17 protein-coding genes, 1 pseudogene and 1 other annotated feature are annotated in these 20,308 nt (G+C 50.3%); of the genes and pseudogenes, 17 read left to right on the plus strand and 1 reads right to left on the minus strand.

The genetic code is table 11. From position 1 onward, the window contains the following. Nucleotides 1–8 precede the first annotated feature (8 nt). From sigE to ileS, 10 genes and pseudogenes are all read left to right on the plus strand, one after another. Nucleotides 9–731: an RNA polymerase sporulation sigma factor SigE gene (sigE, locus tag JFN88_RS18330; RefSeq protein WP_199020738.1), complete on the plus strand. Its 723-nt coding sequence runs from the start codon at nucleotides 9–11 to the stop codon at nucleotides 729–731. Nucleotides 732–795: 64 nt separating this feature from the next. Further along, nucleotides 796–1,581, plus strand: a complete 786-nt coding sequence (gene sigG / locus JFN88_RS18335; RefSeq protein WP_199020739.1) for an RNA polymerase sporulation sigma factor SigG — start codon at nucleotides 796–798, stop codon at nucleotides 1,579–1,581. Nucleotides 1,582–1,738: 157 nt separating this feature from the next. Beyond that, nucleotides 1,739–2,011 (plus strand): YlmC/YmxH family sporulation protein, encoded by a 273-nt coding sequence (locus tag JFN88_RS18340; RefSeq protein WP_199020740.1) that lies wholly within the window; start codon nucleotides 1,739–1,741, stop codon nucleotides 2,009–2,011. A gap of 101 nt (nucleotides 2,012–2,112) precedes the next feature. Beyond that, nucleotides 2,113–2,976, plus strand: coding sequence for a peptidoglycan editing factor PgeF (gene pgeF, locus JFN88_RS18345; RefSeq protein ID WP_199020741.1), 864 nt, complete (start codon nucleotides 2,113–2,115; stop codon nucleotides 2,974–2,976). Beyond that, complete coding sequence (locus tag JFN88_RS18350; RefSeq protein ID WP_199020742.1) at nucleotides 2,973–3,695, plus strand: YggS family pyridoxal phosphate-dependent enzyme; 723 nt, start codon at nucleotides 2,973–2,975, stop codon at nucleotides 3,693–3,695. Before pgeF ends, JFN88_RS18350 begins: the two co-directional genes overlap by 4 nt. A 2-nt stretch (nucleotides 3,696–3,697) precedes the next feature. Beyond that, nucleotides 3,698–4,154: pseudogene (locus JFN88_RS18355) on the plus strand (cell division protein SepF). An 11-nt stretch (nucleotides 4,155–4,165) separates the two neighbouring features. Further along, the gene (locus JFN88_RS18360) at nucleotides 4,166–4,432 is read left to right on the plus strand and encodes a YggT family protein (RefSeq protein ID WP_332908505.1); all 267 of its coding nucleotides are present in this window, start codon (nucleotides 4,166–4,168) and stop codon (nucleotides 4,430–4,432) included. Further along, nucleotides 4,429–5,211: a YlmH family RNA-binding protein gene (locus tag JFN88_RS18365; RefSeq protein WP_199020744.1), complete on the plus strand. Its 783-nt coding sequence runs from the start codon at nucleotides 4,429–4,431 to the stop codon at nucleotides 5,209–5,211. Before JFN88_RS18360 ends, JFN88_RS18365 begins: the two co-directional genes overlap by 4 nt. A gap of 85 nt (nucleotides 5,212–5,296) precedes the next feature. After that, on the plus strand, nucleotides 5,297–5,791 hold the full coding sequence (locus JFN88_RS18370; protein WP_199020745.1) for a DivIVA domain-containing protein: 495 nt from the start codon (nucleotides 5,297–5,299) through the stop codon (nucleotides 5,789–5,791). Nucleotides 5,792–5,847: 56 nt separating this feature from the next. Continuing rightward, nucleotides 5,848–6,089 (plus strand) — a binding site (T-box leader). 90 nt (nucleotides 6,090–6,179) lie between these two features. Beyond that, nucleotides 6,180–9,275, plus strand: coding sequence for an isoleucine--tRNA ligase (ileS, locus tag JFN88_RS18375; protein ID WP_199021303.1), 3,096 nt, complete (start codon nucleotides 6,180–6,182; stop codon nucleotides 9,273–9,275). A gap of 71 nt (nucleotides 9,276–9,346) precedes the next feature. Here the strand turns inward: ileS and JFN88_RS18380 are convergent, their stop codons facing one another. Next, nucleotides 9,347–10,069 carry a TraR/DksA C4-type zinc finger protein gene (locus JFN88_RS18380; RefSeq protein WP_199020746.1) on the minus strand — a complete coding sequence of 241 codons (723 nt, stop codon included), beginning with the start codon at nucleotides 10,067–10,069 and terminating at the stop codon, nucleotides 9,347–9,349. 226 nt (nucleotides 10,070–10,295) lie between these two features. On the opposite strand from JFN88_RS18380, the gene lspA reads away from it, so the two are divergent. From lspA to pyrC, 7 genes are all read left to right on the plus strand, one after another. Beyond that, nucleotides 10,296–10,805: a signal peptidase II gene (gene lspA / locus JFN88_RS18385; RefSeq protein WP_199020747.1), complete on the plus strand. Its 510-nt coding sequence runs from the start codon at nucleotides 10,296–10,298 to the stop codon at nucleotides 10,803–10,805. Next, on the plus strand, nucleotides 10,780–11,778 hold the full coding sequence (locus JFN88_RS18390; protein ID WP_233168032.1) for an RluA family pseudouridine synthase: 999 nt from the start codon (nucleotides 10,780–10,782) through the stop codon (nucleotides 11,776–11,778). The genes lspA and JFN88_RS18390 overlap by 26 nt, the downstream gene beginning before the upstream one ends. A gap of 115 nt (nucleotides 11,779–11,893) precedes the next feature. Continuing rightward, nucleotides 11,894–13,129 (plus strand): LL-diaminopimelate aminotransferase, encoded by a 1,236-nt coding sequence (locus tag JFN88_RS18395; RefSeq protein WP_199020748.1) that lies wholly within the window; start codon nucleotides 11,894–11,896, stop codon nucleotides 13,127–13,129. Nucleotides 13,130–13,577: 448 nt separating this feature from the next. Continuing rightward, nucleotides 13,578–17,060 (plus strand): RICIN domain-containing protein, encoded by a 3,483-nt coding sequence (locus JFN88_RS18400; RefSeq protein ID WP_199020749.1) that lies wholly within the window; start codon nucleotides 13,578–13,580, stop codon nucleotides 17,058–17,060. A gap of 462 nt (nucleotides 17,061–17,522) precedes the next feature. Further along, nucleotides 17,523–18,098: a bifunctional pyr operon transcriptional regulator/uracil phosphoribosyltransferase PyrR gene (gene pyrR / locus JFN88_RS18405; RefSeq protein WP_199020750.1), complete on the plus strand. Its 576-nt coding sequence runs from the start codon at nucleotides 17,523–17,525 to the stop codon at nucleotides 18,096–18,098. Beyond that, entirely contained in the window at nucleotides 18,095–18,994 is a 900-nt protein-coding gene (locus JFN88_RS18410; protein WP_199020751.1) for an aspartate carbamoyltransferase catalytic subunit, read from the plus strand. The genes pyrR and JFN88_RS18410 overlap by 4 nt, the downstream gene beginning before the upstream one ends. A gap of 19 nt (nucleotides 18,995–19,013) precedes the next feature. Next, nucleotides 19,014–20,291 carry a dihydroorotase gene (pyrC, locus tag JFN88_RS18415; RefSeq protein ID WP_199020752.1) on the plus strand — a complete coding sequence of 426 codons (1,278 nt, stop codon included), beginning with the start codon at nucleotides 19,014–19,016 and terminating at the stop codon, nucleotides 20,289–20,291. Nucleotides 20,292–20,308 lie beyond the last annotated feature (17 nt).

Consider the following 20,308-nt stretch of genomic DNA (forward strand, 5'->3'; position numbering starts at 1 on the left):
TTGCCAAGATGGTTGTGAAATGGAAATTGATCCTGCAGTTATATTATTACCGGTTTATGTTTTTATTCGGATTAAAAAGTGAAGAAATTTATTACATTGGCGGAAGTGAAGCCTTGCCGCCGCCGCTTACCCGCGAAGAGGAAGAATATTTGCTGACGAAACTTTCCTCAGGGGACTCTGCCATAAGGGCCATGCTGATTGAGCGCAACTTGCGCCTTGTCGTTTATATCGCCAGGAAATTTGAAAACACAGGCATCAACATCGAGGACCTTGTATCAATTGGCGCGATCGGGCTGATCAAGGCTGTCAATACGTTTGACCCTGAGAAAAAAATCAAGCTGGCCACCTATGCGTCACGCTGTATCGAAAATGAAATTTTGATGTATCTGCGGCGCAATAATAAGATCCGGACCGAAGTGTCTTTTGATGAACCGCTGAATATTGACTGGGATGGCAATGAACTCCTCCTTTCCGATGTGCTGGGTACGGAAAATGATACGATTTATCGCAATATTGAAGAGCAGGTTGACCGCAAGCTACTGCACAAGGCACTGGAAAAACTGAGCGAGCGCGAGCGGATGATTATGGAGCTGAGATTCGGCCTTACAGACGGCGAAGAGAAGACGCAGAAGGATGTAGCGGACCTGCTGGGGATCTCTCAATCCTACATTTCCCGGCTGGAAAAACGAATTATTAAGCGGCTTAGAAAAGAATTCAACAAAATGGTTTAGAGGAATAAAAAGGGTTGCCAAGGGGATAATGTACATTAATGTTTCTCCTTGGGAGGTAATCACGTTGACCCGAAACAAAGTTGAGATCTGTGGAGTGGATACCGCGAAACTGCCTGTCCTGACCAATGCTGAAATGAGAGAACTGTTCACGGCATTGCAAACCCGAAATGAACGGGCAGCCAGAGAGAAATTAGTCAATGGCAATTTGAGACTGGTGCTCAGTGTCATACAGCGGTTCAATAACCGCGGCGAATTCGTGGATGATTTGTTCCAGGTAGGCTGTATCGGACTTATGAAAGCCATTGACAATTTTGATTTAAGCCAAAATGTGAAATTTTCGACTTATGCCGTGCCGATGATTATCGGTGAAATCCGCCGTTATCTGCGGGATAACAATCCGATCCGCGTCTCCCGGAGTCTGCGCGACATTGCGTATAAAGCGCTCCAGATTCGCGACAGCCTGACGAATAAAAATTCCCGTGAGCCGACGATCTTCGAAATTTCCGAGGCGCTGAATGTGCCCAAGGAGGATGTCGTGTTCGCGCTTGACGCCATTCAGGACCCGGTATCCTTGTTCGAGCCGATCTACCATGACGGCGGCGATCCGATCTATGTAATGGACCAGATCAGCGACGAGAGGAATAAGGATGTATCCTGGATTGAGGAGATTGCGCTGCGTGAAGCCATGCATAAGCTGAACGACAGGGAAAAGATGATTTTATCCATGCGATTTTTTCAGGGCAAGACCCAGATGGAGGTTGCCGATGAGATTGGCATCTCGCAGGCTCAAGTATCCAGGCTGGAAAAATCGGCAATCCAACAAATGCAAAAGCATGTCAAGCAAGTATGAAAAGTTGCGAGCATCAAACCAAAACCGGCCTTTGCCGGTTTTTTCTATGCGGTCATCAGGCAAAATCTCGTACAAATAACATGTCGTCCCGCTATTGTTCATAAGTATATAGAAGTACAGCAGCAATATTAAAGAACGGAAAAGTGGTGAAAAGCGCTTGAAAATATCAGCCTTTCAAATGAAAGATGTCATCAATATTGTCGACGGCAAAAAAATAGGTACGGTCAGTGATCTGGAGCTGGACTTGCGGGAAGGTCGAATCGATGCAATCGTTGTCCCTTATAATAAAAGGTTTGGCTGGCTGGGAGGCGGTTCCGAAATCGTAATTCCCTGGCGCAATATCGTCAAAATCGGGGCGGATGTCGTTCTGGTGCTTGTCGAGGAGTCGCGCACCTACCGGGTGTCTGAGGACAGCGAGCATCTCAGGTAAACCAAAGTCGTCATTTTATGTTAGAATAGAAGTATGGTTATATCGGAACTTATACGCGAAATACGCCAGCACTACAGCATGGAGGTGGAGGTGCCAGCATAATGGAACCGTTTCAATGGAAACAGGCAGCGAAGGGTCCTTCGCTGTTTTATTTGTCTTCTTGGATGGAGGGAGAAGCGCTGACCGCTGGTTTTACAGGGCGGGACGGCGGCTTCAGCAAAGCTCCCTGGCAGTCGCTGAACATGGGACTGCACGTGAACGATGATTCAAAGACGGTCGTCCGCAACCGCATTGCGGTCACAGAAGCGCTCGGCTGGCCGTTTGAATCGTGGACCTGTGCGGAGCAGGTTCACGGCGCGAGGGTACATATCGTGTCCGCCTCCGAGCGAGGCCGCGGCAGAGACGTTAGAGAAGACGCGATTTTGGATGCCGATGCGCTGATTACGAATGAGCCGGGAACTTTGCTGGCCTCTTTATACGCGGACTGTGTGCCCCTGTACTTCTATGACCCCGTCCATCGGGCTGTCGGCCTGGCCCACGCGGGCTGGAAGGGAACAGTTGCACAGATAGCCCGGCATACTGTGGAAGCGATGACGGCGCAGTATGGTTCCCATCCTTCCGAACTCCTCGCTGCGATCGGACCATCGATTGAAGATTGCTGCTATGAGGTGGATGGACCGGTAATCAGCAAGGTAGAACCGCTTCTGAAGGAGTTGCGGGAGGGAGGCGCGAGTATGGCTCCGAATGCGCTGATCGCGGACGCCAACGGCAGAGCGAGGATAAACTTGAAAGAAATTAACCGACAGATTATGATAAAAGCAGGAATTTTGCCGACCTGCATCGAATTATCACAGATGTGTACTGGCTGCCGCACCGATCTTTTCTTTTCCCACCGGATGGAACAGGGGAAAACCGGCCGGATGGCCAGCTGGATTGGCATGGGAAGAGGTGAACCATTCTCTTGACGCTGGAACATCGAATCGCAGACGTTGAAGAGCGGCTGAAGCGCGCATGCGAGCGCAGCGGACGCACGAGAGATGATATGAATATCATTGCAGTAACCAAATATGTATCCGTGGCCTCCACGATGGATGTCATTCGCGCAGGGCTCGTCCATGTGGGAGAGAATAGATGGCAAAACGCCCAGGAAAAATGGCATGCGGCCCGCGATCTCGCTGAGAATGAAGGCTTGGGGGCGGCTCATCAAGCGATCTGGCACTTTATCGGCTCCCTGCAGACGAACAAGGTAAAGGAAGTTGTCGGTCGATTTTCCTATATTCATTCCCTTGACCGTGTGTCGCTGGCTGCTGCCATTGACAAAAAAGCGGCGGATCTCGGAATTATCGTGCCCTGCTTCTTGCAGGTGAATGTGTCCGGGGAGGACTCGAAGCAAGGCTTGGCGCCGGAGGAACTGACGGCATTCGTGAAGGAATTGTCCCGCTTTGCACATATTAAGATTGAAGGCTTGATGACCATGGCTCCTTATGAGCTGGAACCTGAACAGACGCGCCCTGTATTTAGGGGGCTCAGACAGCTTAGAGATGAGTTGAACCAGCAATCGGCGACAAATGAGCCGGTGACCGGACTCTCCATGGGAATGTCCAATGATTTTGAGGTTGCAGTTGAAGAAGGAGCGACATGGCTTCGTCTGGGTACAATTTTAGTGGGTAAAGAGGAGGAATGAGTATGGGTGTCATGAATCGGTTTATGAGCTTCTTTGGCTTGCAGGATGAAGTGGAGGAAATAATAGATCAGGACAAGTACTCCAGACAGGATTCTCAAGAAGCTGAAACCACTCCCTTTGAATCACGTAAAAATAATTCGAGAACCAATAACGTGGTCAGCATTCACAGCCAGAAAAATGTACGTGTTGTGCTCAATGAGCCCCGCTCTTATGAGGAGGCGCAGGAAATTGCGGAGCATTTGCGTTCAAGGCGTCCTGTCGTTGTCAATCTGCAGCGGGTGAGAACAGACCAGGCGCTGCGCATTCTTGATTTCCTGAGCGGTACGGTGTACGCGCTTAACGGGAATATTTCCAAGCTGGGGGCGAATATTTTCTTGTGCACGCCGGACTCCGTGGAAATTCAGGGCACCATATCCGAAATTTTGGCAGATGAACATTGATTACAGTAAAATGAGGTGACCTAAGTTAAAGTGGAAAATTTTATTGATACGATCCAGTCCATTTACACGTTCATGATTATCGGTTATGTGCTGTTATCTTGGCTTCCAAACGCTCGGGAAAGCTTTATCGGGCAATTTTTAGGGAAGCTGGTGGAGCCTTATCTGTCCATCTTCAAACGCTTCATTCCACCTATTGGCGGAGTGCTCGATATTTCCCCGATCGTCGCTGTATTTGCTCTCCGTTTTGTCGCCATGGGGCTAATTGCTGTACTCCAATTTATTGCGCCTGGCTTATGAGAACCGAGCTATACGATCACTTCCACCCTGATGAGCGGCCTTTTGTGGACCGGGCTTGGGAATGGGTGGAGCGCGCCAGCCAGCTGCATGAACTGAAGCGCACTGATTTTCTTGATCCGCGGCAAGCTTATATTTTTGATACATTGGTTAACCGGAATGTTGACGTTGCCGTAAGGTTTGACGGAGGCAGCCCGGAGGCAGAGCGCAAGCGGGCTATTGTTGCTCCTGATTACAGGCCGCTTGAGCATGAGCCTGCGGGTATTGTTGTGCTGTCCGTCTCTTCGGAAGACAAATCGCTGTCCGAACTCGATCACGGCGATTACATGGGGGCTATTCTTGGACTGGGGATCAAGCGGGACCGGATTGGCGATATTCATGTCCGTGAAGACGGTTGTCACTATCTTGTAGCGGAAGAAATTGCCGATTTTATTTGTCTTCATCTTCGTCAGGTTCATCGCGTGCATGTATTAACCGATATTTTGCCGATTGAGCAACTGCGGACAGCAAACCAGCAGTTGGAGGAAATGAGTTTTACAGTGGCATCGCTGCGTTTGGACGGAATTTGCAGTGATGTCTATCGCATTAGCCGCGCCAAAATTGTCGATCCGATCAAGGCTGGCCGCTGCCGTGTCAATTGGAAGCAAACAGAAGACCCTTCCAAACTGCTTAAGGCTGGTGATGTTGTTTCAATCCAGGGAATGGGCAGGTTCAAGCTTTTGGATGTAGAGGGAATGACGAAAAAAGGCCGTATTCGCGTGAAGGCAGGCAAATTTATTTGACAGGCGGCAGGAATTTCATCTGCTTTTGTCGAACCACATAGCAGGAAGTATCAGGCCAATCGTTATTTCATTAGGAGGTGCGCCAATGCCGTTGACGCCATTGGACATACATAATAAAGAATTCGGTCGCCGTCTGCGCGGTTACGATGAGGATGAAGTTAACGAGTTTCTCGATCAGGTGATCAAAGATTACGAGAGCATCATTCGGGAGAACAAGGAGCTTCAAAATCAGGTACTGGCGCTTCAGGAGAAGCTGAACCATTTTGCCAACATCGAAGAGACGCTGAGCAAAACGATTATTGTAGCCCAGGAAGCAGCCGACGAAGTGAAGAACAACTCCAAAAAAGAAGCGCAGCTTATTCTTAAAGAAGCTGAGAAAAACGCTGACCGCATTATTAACGAATCACTGTCCAAGTCGCGCAAAGTTGCGCTTGAGGTGGAGGAACTGAAAAAGCAGGCTTCCATCTACCGGGCGAGATTCCGTACGCTTGTGGAAGCGCAGCTTGATCTGCTCAGTCAGGATGGCTGGAGTTCGCTGGAAGATTCTTCCCGTGAAACCGCTGCGTATCTGGACAAGTGACCGGTGTCGGTTGACATTTGGATTGCGGAAGAGTATAAATAGTAGTAATAATGACTTGAATTTCGATGACGAGAACAAGTATGCAGCAGAATTGATCTCCAGAGAGTCGGTGTACGCTGGAAGCCGATGATCAAGCCGCCGCGGAATATCCTCTCCGAGAAGCAATGCTGAACTTGCAAGTAAGCATTGCCGGCATCCCCCGTTACAGGGAACACGGATGATTGTCCGTGATGAAGGTGCCGGACCGTGAAGATGGACCGGAAACAGGGTGGTAACGCGAGCAGGCCTCGTCCCTATTGGGATGTGGCTTTTTTTGTTGTAAAAAAACTGCTGCTGTCCTCGGAAAATGTCTTTTATAAATAATGGAAAAGGAGCTTTGGACATGGCAATGAATCGTGTGGATGTCAAGGAAAAAGCACGCAGCCGCGAGCTGAAGGTGCTGGTGAAGTGGAAGAAGGAAGACACATTCAGGGAGTCGATTGCGAATCGGGCAGGCAAGCCAAACTTCGTATTCTATGATGGCCCGCCCACGGCGAACGGCGCGCCTCATATCGGACACGTGCTTGGCCGCGTGATCAAGGATTTCATAGGCCGCTATAAGACGATGTCCGGCTATCGGGTCGTCCGCAAGGCAGGTTGGGACACGCATGGTCTGCCAGTAGAACTTGGCGTCGAGAAGCAGCTTGGCATCTCGGGCAAGCAGGAAATTGAGGACTATGGCGTAGAGGAATTTATTAAGAAATGCAAAGCCAGTGTATTCGAATATGAAAAGCAGTGGCGCGAGCTGACCGAAGCGATCGGCTACTGGACAGATATGGAAAATCCATACATTACGCTGAACAATAGCTATATTGAGAGCATCTGGACGATTCTCGCGAAGCTGCATAGCCAAAGTCTGCTGTATCGTGGACATCGCGTGAGCCCCTACTGCCCGGATTGCCAGACAACACTCAGCTCCCATGAAGTGGCACAGGGCTATGAGGATGTTAAAGATTTGAGCGCTACCGTCAAATTCAGATTGAAGGACCGCAATGCTGCGATTCTGGCTTGGACGACCACGCCGTGGACATTGCCAGCCAACGTAGCGCTTGCAGTGAACCCTGAACTGGTCTATGTGGAAGTAAGCAAAAATGGCGAGACGTATATTGTAGCTGAGAACTTGGTCGAGAGTGTCATGAAGGAAGACTATGAAATTACCGGCTCTGTCAAAGGCTCCGAACTTGCAGGTCTTGCTTATGAGCCGCCATTCAGCTATGCCGCTGTAGAGAACGGGCATGTCGTTATTGCGGCTGACTTTGTTACAGATTCAAGCGGTACGGGGATTGTTCATATCGCACCGGCCCACGGTGATGATGACTATAAGGCTGCCCGCCAGCACAAGATCGGCATGCTGAATGTAGTCGATAACGCAGGCAAGTATACCGATGTCGTGACTGACTTTGCCGGACGGTTTGTCAAAGACGGACAGCTTGATATTGATATCGTGAAATTGCTGAGCGAACGCAATCTGTTGTTCAGCAAAGAGCGCTACGAGCACAGCTATCCATTCTGCTGGCGTTGTAAATCACCGCTAATCTATTATGCAATGGAGAGCTGGTTCATCGAAACGACGGCAGTAAAGGAGCAATTGATTGCCAATAATAACTCCGTTGAATGGTTCCCGGGCCATATCAAAGAGGGACGCTTCGGCAAGTTTCTCGAAGATGTTGTGGACTGGAACATCAGCCGCAACCGCTACTGGGGGACTCCGCTCAACGTATGGGTGTGCGGCGATTGCAAAGGCGAATATGCGCCCCGCAGCGTGGAGGATATGCGCAATCGTGCAGTTGGGCATGTGGCGGAGGATATCGAATTACACAAGCCGTACGTGGATGATGTGCATCTGAAATGTCCGCATTGCGAAAGCGGGGTTATGACCCGAACATCCGAGGTGATCGACGTATGGTTCGACAGCGGATCGATGCCGTTCGCGCAGCATCATTATCCGTTTGAGAACAAAGAAACATTCGAGGAGCAGTTCCCTGCGGATATCATTTGTGAAGGAATTGACCAGACGCGCGGCTGGTTCTACAGCCTGCTCGCCGTATCTACGCTGTATACGGGCAAAGCGCCTTACAAAGCCGTTATTTCAACCGGACATATTCTCGATGAGAATGGGCAGAAGATGTCCAAGTCCAAGGGCAATGTTATCGATCCGTGGGAGATCATCAACGAGTATGGAACAGACGCCTTCCGTTGGGCGCTGCTGGCCGACAGCGCGCCTTGGAGCAGCAAACGGTTCTCTCGCGGCATCGTGGGCGAGGCCAAATCCAAAGTCATTGATACGCTGGTCAATACGCATGCCTTCTATGTGCTCTATGCGACTATTGATCAGTTTGACGCCGCGCAGCATGAGGTGAAGCCTTCTGCGAATAAGCTGGACCGCTGGATTCTGTCTCGATTGAATACGCTGATCAAGCAAGTAAGCAAAGGTCTGGACGCCAATGACTTCCTCAATCCTGCCAAAGCAATTGAAGTGTTTGTGGACGAATTGAGCAACTGGTATATCCGCCGTTCGCGCGACCGTTTCTGGGGAAGCGGACTTGGTGCGGATAAAGTCAATGCCTACCAGACATTGCGCGAGGTCTTGTTGACCCTGTCCGGTGTAATTGCCCCATATGCGCCGCTGATTGCAGATGAAATCTATACGAATCTAGGCGGCGGTCAAAGCGTGCACCTGTCCGATTATCCGAAGGCTGACGAGACAGCAATTGATGAGTCGCTGGAGCGGGATATGGAGACAGCCAAGCAGATTGTTGAGTTGGCGCGCAACGTGCGCAACGAAACTGGCGTCAAAACGAGACAACCGTTATCCGAACTGATCGCGTCGCTCGACCGCAGCTTTAATCTGGCAGAGTATGAGGAGATCATCAAGGATGAAATCAATGTCAAGGCTATTATTGTTCAAAATGATGACAACGGCTTTGTTGATTTCGTTCTGAAGTTGAACTTGAAGCTCGCTGGCAAAAAGTACGGCAAGCAGGTCGGTCCGATTCAGGGCTATCTGAAAGGACTTGGTTCTAGTGAGACTTCCGCTATTGTAAGCAAAGGCTCTTTCACCTTTACAACAGCCGAAGGGGAATCACTGGAGATCGGCGTTGATGAGCTGCTCGTAGAGAAACAGGCTAAATCCGGTTTTGCTTCCGCTTCCGGTTATCTGATGACCGTTGCGCTGAATACGGACATTACACCGGAGCTTGTACAGGAAGGCTGGGTCCGTGAAATTATTCGTGCGGTCCAGGATACGCGCAAGAAGCTTGACCTGCCAATCGAGAAGCGGATTGCCCTCACCTTGAAGCTGGATGAAGAATTGCTGGCCGCGGCACAAGCCTTCGAGCATGTGTTGAAAGAAAATGTGCTTGTCAATTCCATTGCTTATGGCGATGCATCCGATATGGAGCAGGTACAGGCAGGGGATAGAACTATCGGTATCGCGATTGAATAACTAATTTTTAAAAAAAGCAGGCTCCCTCTGGTTATGCCCTTGAAAAGGGGCCAGAGCGGAGCCTGTTATGGTTATAGATCATCCTCGCCGTATTCGAGCGTCAGATCGCCTTCGCCTGTGTCACAGTAATTGCGATATTGGCTGTTGCGGTAAAAAGCTTTATGATTGCCGGTAATATCAGTGGCGAGAAAGCTCTCCAATGACTCGACAAAACCGTCATTTTCATCGGCTTCAATGCGGATATGATTATAATCGTCTCCCGGATGCTCAGCCATTGCCGGGGAATCGGAATTGCCCCACTGTTCAACAATTTGCCAGGCGTCCTCGCCGTCAAAACCGTTGTAATCCTCACGTTCATCGAGGCTGCTGCGTCCGAACGGCGAAGCCAAATACTGTTCCTCAACTGGACGCGCATCCGATACAAATTGACGGGGAGCATGTTCAATACAATACAACGTATCTGGCATTGCTTCAAGACGCTCGTAAGGGATCGGATTGCCGCATACCTGGCAGACGCCGTATTCCTCTTTGTGAATGGCATTCAGTGCGGCTTCAATCCGGGCCAAGTGCAGTTCTTCCTGCTCATGCAAAGCAATATCTTTTTCCCGATCATACAGTTCGGTTGCCAGATCTCCCGGGTGGTTATCGATCGGAGTAAGCTCGCCTGTGTTGTCCCTGAGCGAGTCGCCCAGGCCGTAGTGGGTATTGGCAGAAATACGCTGTTCAATGTCCTGTCTGTCCTCCAGCAGCCGCTTATGAAGTTCCAATAGTTGTTGTTCGGTAATCGTGCGCATGCGGACACAAACTCCTTTCGAAAATAACTCCAAAGATGACGGATATGTGTAGTGTTCACGGAAAACAGTGAATTCATTTATCCAGGGATTTGCTTTTAATTGGACAATTAGATGGGCACGGACCATAGCTGGTGATGCGGGCTGCAATTGTGGTACAATGTTCGCAATGACTAGCGGTCGAAAAGCTAGTAAAATCAGCCAATCGCAAATCGCCGGAGGGGAACGAATGAAAACGTATTATTATTACTGGATCGCCTTGCTCGTATTCATTGTTGACTGGATTACGAAAAAGGTCATTGCAACAAATTTGCAAATTGGAGATAAAATCAGCGTTATCGGTAACTTTTTTGTTATCACTTCCCACCGCAACAAAGGGGCAGCTTTTGGTATTTTAGAGGGTCAGCGGATATTCTTTCTGATCATTACCGTAATCGTTGTCGCGGGAATTATCTGGTATATTTATGTGAATCGCAAATCAGGCAAGCCGATGCTGCTGTCTGCGTTGGGGTTGGTTTTGGGCGGAGCGGTAGGCAATTTTCTTGATCGTGCGTTGTACGGGGAAGTGGTGGACTTTTTGCAGTTTACCTTTGGCAGTTATATTTTCCCGATCTTTAATGTTGCGGATTCAGCGATTGTGTGCGGGGTTGGGCTGATTCTGCTTGATACGATTTTGTCCATGAAAGAAGACAGTAAGAAGGAAAAGGAAGGCAATGATGGCAGTGAACAATCCGTTTAATGAAAAGAATGAAGATTTGGAATTGGAACTGAAAGAGACAGAAGAAGCAGTTGAAACATCCATTCAGACAATTAAATGGAGTGTGGATGATCAAGCGGGTGAAAGGCTGGACAAGTTTGTTACGGAACGGGCTGGGGCGGACGTGTCCAGAACCCAGGTGCAGGATTGGATCAAGCAAGGCCATGTTCTGGTTAACGGACGAAATTCCAAGGCCAATGTGAAGCTTGCTGCAGGGGACAAGGTTCTACTGACAATTCCTGAGCCGGAGACCACGGAAATTGTTCCCGAGGACATCCCGCTTGACGTTGTTTATGAAGACAAAGACGTGATCGTCATTAACAAGCCGCGTGGAATGGTTGTTCACCCGGCCCCTGGACATCCGTCCGGTACCGTCGTGAATGCCCTCATGCATCATTGCAAAGACCTGTCAGGGATTAACGGACAGCTTCGTCCGGGCATAGTGCATCGGATTGACAAGGATACTTCAGGACTGTTAATGGCTGCGAAGAACGATGCTGCTCATCATTCGCTTGCCGAACAATTAAAAGCGCATACCGTAACGAGAAGATACCTTGCTCTTGTCCACGGGAATGTGCCGCATGATCAGGGGACTGTCGATGCTCCAATTGGGCGTGACCCGCATGACCGCAAGTTGTACATGGTGACGAGTCGCAACAGCAAAGAATCGATAACCCACTTTGTTGTACTGGAAAGACTGGGCGATTACAGTCTGCTCGAATTGCAGTTGGAGACCGGGCGCACGCATCAGATTCGCGTGCATATGAAATATATCGGGCATCCGCTCGCGGGAGATCCAGTGTACGGGCGCAGCAAGACAATTGGGCTGAAAGGGCAGGCGCTTCATGCCGCCGTACTTGGATTCAACCATCCGAGTACGGGGGAATATTTGGAATTCGAGCGCCCGATTCCAGAGGATATGGCATTTGAACTGCAAACCTTACGCACGCAGTAATATTTGAGCTCATGAACGTCGAATAGTACAAATTTTTCGCTAAATCCTTCATTATTTCCATCCTCAAAACAGGATATCCTTAAGTAAGGATGTTTCACTAAGAAGGGTGAGAAAAATGACGAAAATTAATCAGAACTATACAGAGCTGCAGGGCAGCTATCTTTTTTCCGAAATCGCCAAACGCAGAACGAAATTCATGCAGGAAAACCCGGATGCGCAAATTATCAGCCTCGGTATCGGGGATGTCACATTGGGATTGCCTCAGGCTGTCGTAGATGCTATGCACGGTGCAGTGGATGAACTGGCGCAATCTGGTTCTTTCCGCGGCTATGGGCCGGAGCAGGGCTATGATTTTCTAATCAATGCTATTATTGAAGGCGATTATAAATCCCGCGGTATTGAATTGAACGCCAATGAAGTATTTGTCAGCGACGGTTCCAAATGCGACGTCGGCAATATTCAGGAGATTTTCAGCCAGGACGCGGTTGTAGCCGTTCAGGACCCTGTATATCCCGTTTATGTGGATACGAACGTTATGGCAGGTCGCTCCGGCAAATTTAACAAAGAGACGAACCAGTATGAGAATATTGTCTATTTGCCAAGCAGCGCTGAAAATTTGTTCAAGCCTAGTCTGCCATCGCGCAGAGCAGATTTGATATACCTGTGCTACCCGAACAATCCGACCGGGATGACATTGACGAAAGAAGAGCTCAAGCATTGGGTAGACTATGCAAAGGCGAACAACAGCATTATATTGTACGACTCTGCATATGAAGCATTCATCCGTGAAGATGATGTACCGCACAGCATTTATGAAATTGAAGGCGCCAAGGAAGTGGCGATTGAATTCCGCAGCTTCTCCAAGACAGCCGGGTTTACCGGCGTACGCTGCGCGTACACCGTTGTTCCGCGCGAGCTTAAGGCTCTCGATGAGAACGGAAATATTATCATTGTTAATGATCTGTGGAACCGCCGCCACACGACGAAGTTCAACGGCGTGTCCTATGTAACCCAGCGCGGCGCGGCAGCGATCTATTCCCCGGAAGGAAAAGCGCAAATTGCCGAAATTCTCGATTATTACATGACCAATGCAGCTATCATTCGCGATGGTCTCCAGTCGATTGGTCTTGAAGTATTTGGAGGTGTCAATGCCCCTTACATCTGGCTGAAAACTCCGCAAGGCCTCGACTCCTGGTCGTTCTTTGACAAGCTTCTATCCGAAGCGCATATTGTCGGGACGCCTGGCGTAGGTTTCGGTCAAAGCGGGCAGGGCTACTTCCGTCTGACAGCTTTCGGAAGCCGCGAGAATACGGAAAAAGCTGTGGAGCGTATTCGTAAGCTAAGTTTGTGAGATGAAGGATTCTTCCTTCTCCGTCCTTTATAAGGGTGAAAATATAAAATTAGGCAAAGGGATCTCAATATCTCTTTGCCTTTTATTTTTTGCGAAACGAAGCTTTTGGCCCATCAAATGAGCTCAAGTCGTCTGCGCTTATTTGCTTTGCAATTGGATTGTAAATCAGTAATTATCAACTTTTCCACCGGATCGAAGCCCCTTTGTCTGCCAAAATGATCCAACAAGCCAATAATACATCATAATATATCGGATTACCCCATTGTTTTCATTGCCAAAAAAATTATGATTAGGTTGAGCCTATTGAAAGCGATTTCATTGCCCTGCATATGGGCAAGGCGGCGGATCACGGGATTAAATTGGAATTGAATGAAGGAGGCGATTTATTTTTGTAAGCGCTTCATTGAGTGTAGGTTGTTCTTATTTGATAAAAGGAGGTAATTAGACAATGTTACGATTTTACCGGAAGGCTTGGCAGTACCTCATCATCTTTACACTCTTGTTCACAACCGTAGTTACCGTGGATACCGCGCAAAAGGCTCATGCGGCTGATCCTGCGCCGAACTGGCAATTGATCGATCCCAAATATCCGACAACCGATACGATTGTGGCTGCCTACAACGTAAAGGATTTCGGAGCGACCGGTGATGGCGTGACCGATGTAACGGCAATATTCCAAAATCTGCTTGATTCGCTCGACAGACTTGGAGGAGGAACGCTATTCGTTCCTGAAGGCAAGTATGTCATTCGCGGCAATCTGGAAATTCCGAAGGGCATTACGATTCGCGGCGAGTGGAACAAGCCTGTGAAGGGCCAGCCGATTCAAGGCACGATTCTAATGGCTTATGCCGGTCGCGGCAACGAGAATGCGACGCCATTTATTACGATGGTGACATCGTCGGCTGTAATGGACCTTTCGATCTGGTACCCGGAGCAGCTGCCGAATTCGATTACGGCGTATCCGCCTACAATTCTAATTGGAAAACCCAATTATTTCGGCAATGAGTATGCCAATGTCAAGAACGTTACGTTAGTCAATGCCTATTCAGGCATCATCTTCTCTAGACAAAACGGGGGCGCCGGTCCTGTTATTAACGGGGTCTACGGCACACCGCTGTCCCGCGGCATCGAATTCGACAATATCGTCGATATCGGACGAATTGACTGGGTAGATTTTGCGCCAGAATATTGGTCCGGCTCAGGTCTGACGAATGCGCCTGCACCAAACGGAGCTTTCAAACAGTGGATTTACAACAACGGAACCGGTATTGTCATGCGTCGGAACGATTGGTCCTACACGACCAATGTGACGATTGACGGATACAATGTCGGGTATCTCGGGGGCCCGTCCGTTACGACGCCCGGATCGGACCCTAATGGGCATCATTATAATTTGAACTTCATTCGCAACAAAACTGCCATAAAATTTGACAGCGTGAACGAAGTCGGCATCATGTTCACCAAAGTCACAATCGATCAAAGCGAGTCCGGCATCGTCGTCGGACCGAATACGAAGGGCGTGGTACAGCTTAGTGCATCCAGCATTAACGCTGTGAACGCAATCGCAGTCGATGCAACTTCCCGGGTGAGAATTTCGATGCAGCAAGGGACTGTTGCTGCCGGAACGGTGCAAATTAACGGAGGTACGTTCACGGCAAGCAACTCGGACTTCAACAACGCAGCACCACAAGTTGTGCTCGGTACAGAGGCTCGCGGCATCCTTGTCGGCAATCGTTTTGCAAATCCTGTCAATATCGCAAACAATTCCCGCTACGCGACGCATATTGACCATACGGCGACGACAGTCAAGCCGCTGCCGATACTTCCGGAGATCAAGCCGGAGACGCGTAAACCATCGCGCAAGGCTCTTTACATCGTGACCAATGCTCCATTCAATGCGGTTGGCAACGGGACTACGGACAACACGGCCGCGATCCAGAATGCGCTGAATCAGGCTGGAACCGACGGCGGCGGCGTAGTGTTCCTGCCGCCCGGCAAGTACAAGGTGCTCGGCAATTTGACGATTCCTTCCGGTGTTGAGCTGAAGGGCTCGTCCGATGTCAGCACAGTGCCGACAGGCCAAGGAAGCACGCTGGAAGTATACGCAGGACGCGGCAGTGCCACCGGAACGCCGTTCCTTAGTGTATCGGCGAATAGCGGTGTCAGAGGGCTTACGTTCAACTACCCGGAGCAGGACGCTTCCGTATCGCTGAATGTCTCCCCTTATCCGTATATGATTCGAGCGACAGGCAGCAATGCCTACATCGTAAATGTCGGAATGCGCGCCGCTTATAACGGAGTTGATCTGTTCACGAACAGGACGGATAACCACTATGTGGATTCCCTGGCTGGCCATGCCTTCAAAAACGCGATCCGCATCGGTGGGGGCGCGGTGAATGGCACTGTGAAAAATCTGCAGTTTAATGTGCTTGCGTTCGCTGTAGGACGCGAATCGAAATTCGGCAGCTGGCCGAACTCTCCGATTGGCGACAACAGCCCGGTATACGCCTATGCGGCCAACAATCTGGATTTCATGATTCTGGGCGATGTTGTGAACCAAACCTTGTTTAACGATTTCCATTATGGTTCCGCAAGAGGGCTTGTAACGGTGAATGAGAACGGCAGGGGCCCAACCGGCACAAGTCTCGGACTTGGCATTGACGGGGCAACCAAGGCGATTGTGTTCGAATCCATGGGCACGGGCGGGTTTAACTTTATCAACACGCAGATTGTGTCAATCGGAGACAGCGCCACAACCCGCTACCTTGAGACAGGGCCAAATTTCAGCGGCGAGACGACCTTCTTCAGCGTAGATTTATGGGGTCATCCTAAATACGGGGTTGACATCAATGCCGGTACGATCGCGATTCAACTGGGCAATTTTGAAAACGCCGGCAGCCAGGGCTTCTCCTTGCTGAACAGCGGTCAATTGAAGCTCGATACGACGGTCGTGGGGAATACACCGGCGTTCGCCAATGCCGGCAAGGAAGCACAGCTTTATATTCAGTCTTCGCTACTTAATCCGGCCGGTCTAATTGTTGGCAACACCGCCTTGTGGAAAAACAATCTCACATTGGAACCGACCGCAACGGCGCCGCTTGTTTCCTACATTTCGCTCAAAGCAGTAGTCAACAATCAGTTCGTCTCGGCAGGCAGCGGGGGAGCAAGTGCCCTTACCGCCAACAAATCGACCGTCGGTCTGTCCGAGCAGTTCAAGGTCGTCGATGCCGGCTCCGGCCTGATCGCTCTGCAATCAACAGCGAACAACAAATATGTCACGGCAGGCAACGGCGGAGCAAATTCGCTCATCGCCAGCAGCACAAGCATCGGCTCGGAGGAGAGATTCCAGTGGGTGTCCAACTCAGACGGCACAATCTCTCTTTTAGCAAGCGTTAATAGCAAGTATGTCGCAGCAGAAAACGGCGGTGCAGCGGCGCTTATCGCCAACCGGACGGCGATTGGTCTGTGGGAGAAATTCCAAGTCAATTCGATTAGTCTTGTGGACAGCGGTGTCTATCGCATTACAGCGAAGCATAGCGGCAAAGTGATGGATGTGAAAGATCTATCGACAGCCGATGGCGCAGCGATTCAACAGTGGAGCTGGGGAAGTTCGAATAACCAGAGATGGAGATTGAACTCGGTCGGCAACGGCTATTATTCGCTAACAGCCGTCAGCAGCAACAAGGCGCTGGAGGTGAGCGGCGCATCTACATCCTCAGGCGCTGCGCTGCAGCAGCGAACGTACTCCGGGGCTACGAACCAGCAGTGGCTAATTGAAGACGCCGGCGGCAATTACTTCCGCATTGTTGCCAGACACAGCGGCAAAGTCGTTGATGTGTCGGGCGTGTCTCAGAGCGATGGAGCAATTTTGCACCAATGGGATTGGCTAAACGCAGACAATCAGAAGTGGAGCTTCGAGCTTCAGCCGTAAGCTTCATTTCAAAACGGGCGGTATCGCTTAATACCGTGCAGGACAAGAGCAAGGCAGGAAACAAGAGCGCGAGTCCAAGGGTAAAATCGGAGTGAAGCCGACCTTGGAGCTTGCGCTCTTTGCGTCGTAGGCGACTTTGGTCGCTTGCTGTAAAAGCACGAACAAGCATTGCGGCGATTCCTGGACTGTTTTCCTCCCCTTACTCTTGACATCTTTTGTCGAACGTGGCATAATTCTCTTTAATCGAATAGTAGTACCTTTAAGTGCAGTCCCGTGAGGCTGACAAGGTAGCGTGACAGGTTGGAAAGCTCTTTTGTTCAATGAGAAATCGGCTAAGCTGCGGCTTAGTTATGAATTCCTGAACGAGGTGGCTGTTTTTCTGCCCTCAGACTCCTTGCGCCCGCCGCAAGGAGTCTTTTTTGCAAATTCGCGTCTGTGATGACCGGAAGGAGGCAGCAGGTAATGACGCAAGATCAGCATGTTATTATGGACGATACCGCAATGCGCAGGGCGCTGACACGAATTGCCCATGAAATTGTGGAGAAGAACAGAGGCATCGACAATTGCCTGTTCGTCGGTATCCGCACCCGCGGCATCTATCTGGCCAAGCGGATTGCCGAACGGATAGCTGACATTGAAGGCAAGCCGGTTGATGTGGGGGAACTGGATATCACCTCTTACCGCGATGACCGGGAAAACGGAAGATTGACAGAGGCGGCTGGAGAATCAACCGCCTGTCTGGAAAACGGCGGCCAGCCGATCTCGATTCAGGATAAGAAAGTCATCCTCATCGATGACGTGCTTTATACAGGCAGAACAATTCGCGCCGCAATGGATGCGCTTATGGACCGCGGGCGACCGCAACTGATCCAGCTGGCGGTTCTGGTTGACAGAGGACATCGCGAACTGCCGATCCGCCCGGATTACGTCGGCAAGAATGTACCGACATCGAAGCTGGAGGAAATTAACGTATCACTGACTGAATTTGACGGAAGTGACAAGGTGACGATTATACATCATAGGGGGCAGGCGGGATGACATTGACTCAAATCAGACAAAAAAGCTTGTTGGGATTGAAAGAGCTGGGACGGGGGGAAATAGAGTCGATTTTGAACCGAGCGGCTCACTGGGAAAGCCATCCGGAAAAAGTAAACCCCGTTTTGACTGGCAAATTCGTTGCCAACATGTTTTTTGAGAACAGCACGAGAACCCGCTTTTCCTTTGAAGTAGCAGAAAAAAGACTAGGCGCTGAAGTGTTGAACTTCTCCGCAGCGGTATCCAGTGTGCAAAAGGGCGAATCGATTTATGATACGGTGCGCACGCTTGAATCGATGGGGATTGACGCTGGCGTGATTCGCCTGAAACCAAACGGCATACTCGCCGAGCTGGCCGAGAAGGTTAATGTGCCGCTCATTAATGCCGGGGACGGCAATAACGAGCATCCGACACAGGCGCTGCTCGACCTGTACACCATGCGCAAGCAGTTTGGGGATTTGAAAGGACTGAAAGTCGCCATTATCGGTGACATTCTGCACAGCCGCGTAGCGCGCTCCAACCTGTGGGCACTCACCAAATTTGGTGCGCAAGTCGTCTTCTGCGCTCCGCCGAATATGCAAGCTCCCGAATTGGGCGCTCCGATTGTTAGCATCGATGAAGCGCTCAAAGCCGATGTAATTATGATGCTGAGGGTACAACTTGAACGGCATGAGAGCGGCATGATCAAGTCCGCAGAGGAGTACAGACAGCAATTTGGGCTGACGGTAGAACGGGCTGCAAGGATTGCTCCTCATGCGATCATCATGCATCCTGCACCGGTTAACCGGAATGTGGAAATTGATGATGAGCTGGTTGAGCACCCGCAATCGCGGATTTTCCCGCAAATGCAAAACGGCGTTCCGGTGCGCATGGCTGTAATTGAAAGATCGCTTCAATAAAGAAAGGGGAATGGCGGCAATGTCATTATGGATAGTGAACGGCAAAGTATGGGACAACGAAACAAAGGAGCTTCAAACGCTCCATATTCGGATTGAGAACAAACAAATCGCCGAACTGACGGCCGAGCTTCCCGACACGGGCAGCGCAGAAGTGATTGACGCGCAAGGCAAGCTGGTTTCCGCAGGGTTGATCGACATGCATGTTCACTTGCGCGACCCGGGCTTTGAATATAAAGAAGATATTGAAACGGGTACGCTGGCGGCGGCAAAGGGCGGTTTTACGACAATCGCTTGTATGCCTAACACACGTCCGGTTACGGATACGCCGGATACCGTCAAATATATTTTGAACAAGGCAAAAGACAAAGGCGCAGTTAAAGTGTTGCCATATGCGGCAATTACAAAAAATGAGCTGGGCCGGGAACTGACAGACTTTGCCGCATTGAAGGAAGCGGGCGCCATCGGATTTACCGATGACGGCGTCGGCGTGCAAAATGCCCAAATGATGAAAGACGCAATGGCGCTTGCTCATTCGCTGGGGATGCCGATTATCGCGCATTGTGAAGATGATTCTCTGGTTGTAGGCGCTGCGGTAACGGATGGCAAGTTCGCACGGGAGAATGGACTCAAAGGGATTCCAAATGAATCGGAAGCAATTCATGTCGGCCGCGATGTGCTGCTTGCCGAGGCGACAGGCGTTCATTATCATGTTTGCCATGTGAGCACCGAGCAGTCAGTACGTCTGATTCGACTGGCGAAGCAGGTCGGCATTCAGGTTACAGCCGAGGTTTGCCCGCATCATCTGATTCTGTCGGACGAGGATATTCCTTCGCTGGATGCCAACTGGAAGATGAACCCGCCGCTCCGTTCGCCGCGTGATGTACAAGCGGTTATTGAAGGGATCGAGGATGGAACGATCGATATTATCGTAACCGACCACGCTCCGCACAGTGCAGAGGAGAAAGCGCGCGGCATGCTGCTGGCGCCATTCGGCATTACAGGCTTCGAGACGGCATTCCCGCTGATGTACACCAAATTCGTCAAAACCGGCAAGTGGAGCCTCGGCTTTTTGCTGGAGCGAATGACGAGCGAGCCTGCACGAGTATTTGGACTAAGCAGCGGTCGTCTGGAAGCAGGCGCGCCTGCTGATCTGACCCTGATCGATCTGGTAAATGAACGCGAGGTTGACCCGCAAAGCTTTGTATCCAAAGGTAAAAATACGCCATTTGGCGGCTGGAAGCTGCAAGGCTGGCCGGTACTGACGATTGTAGACGGTACGGTTGCCTGGTCCGAATAAGCGCATTATAGATAGAA

Source organism: Paenibacillus roseus, from assembly GCF_016424485.1.
Classification (GTDB): Bacteria; Bacillota; Bacilli; order Paenibacillales; family Paenibacillaceae; genus Paenibacillus_D; species Paenibacillus_D roseus.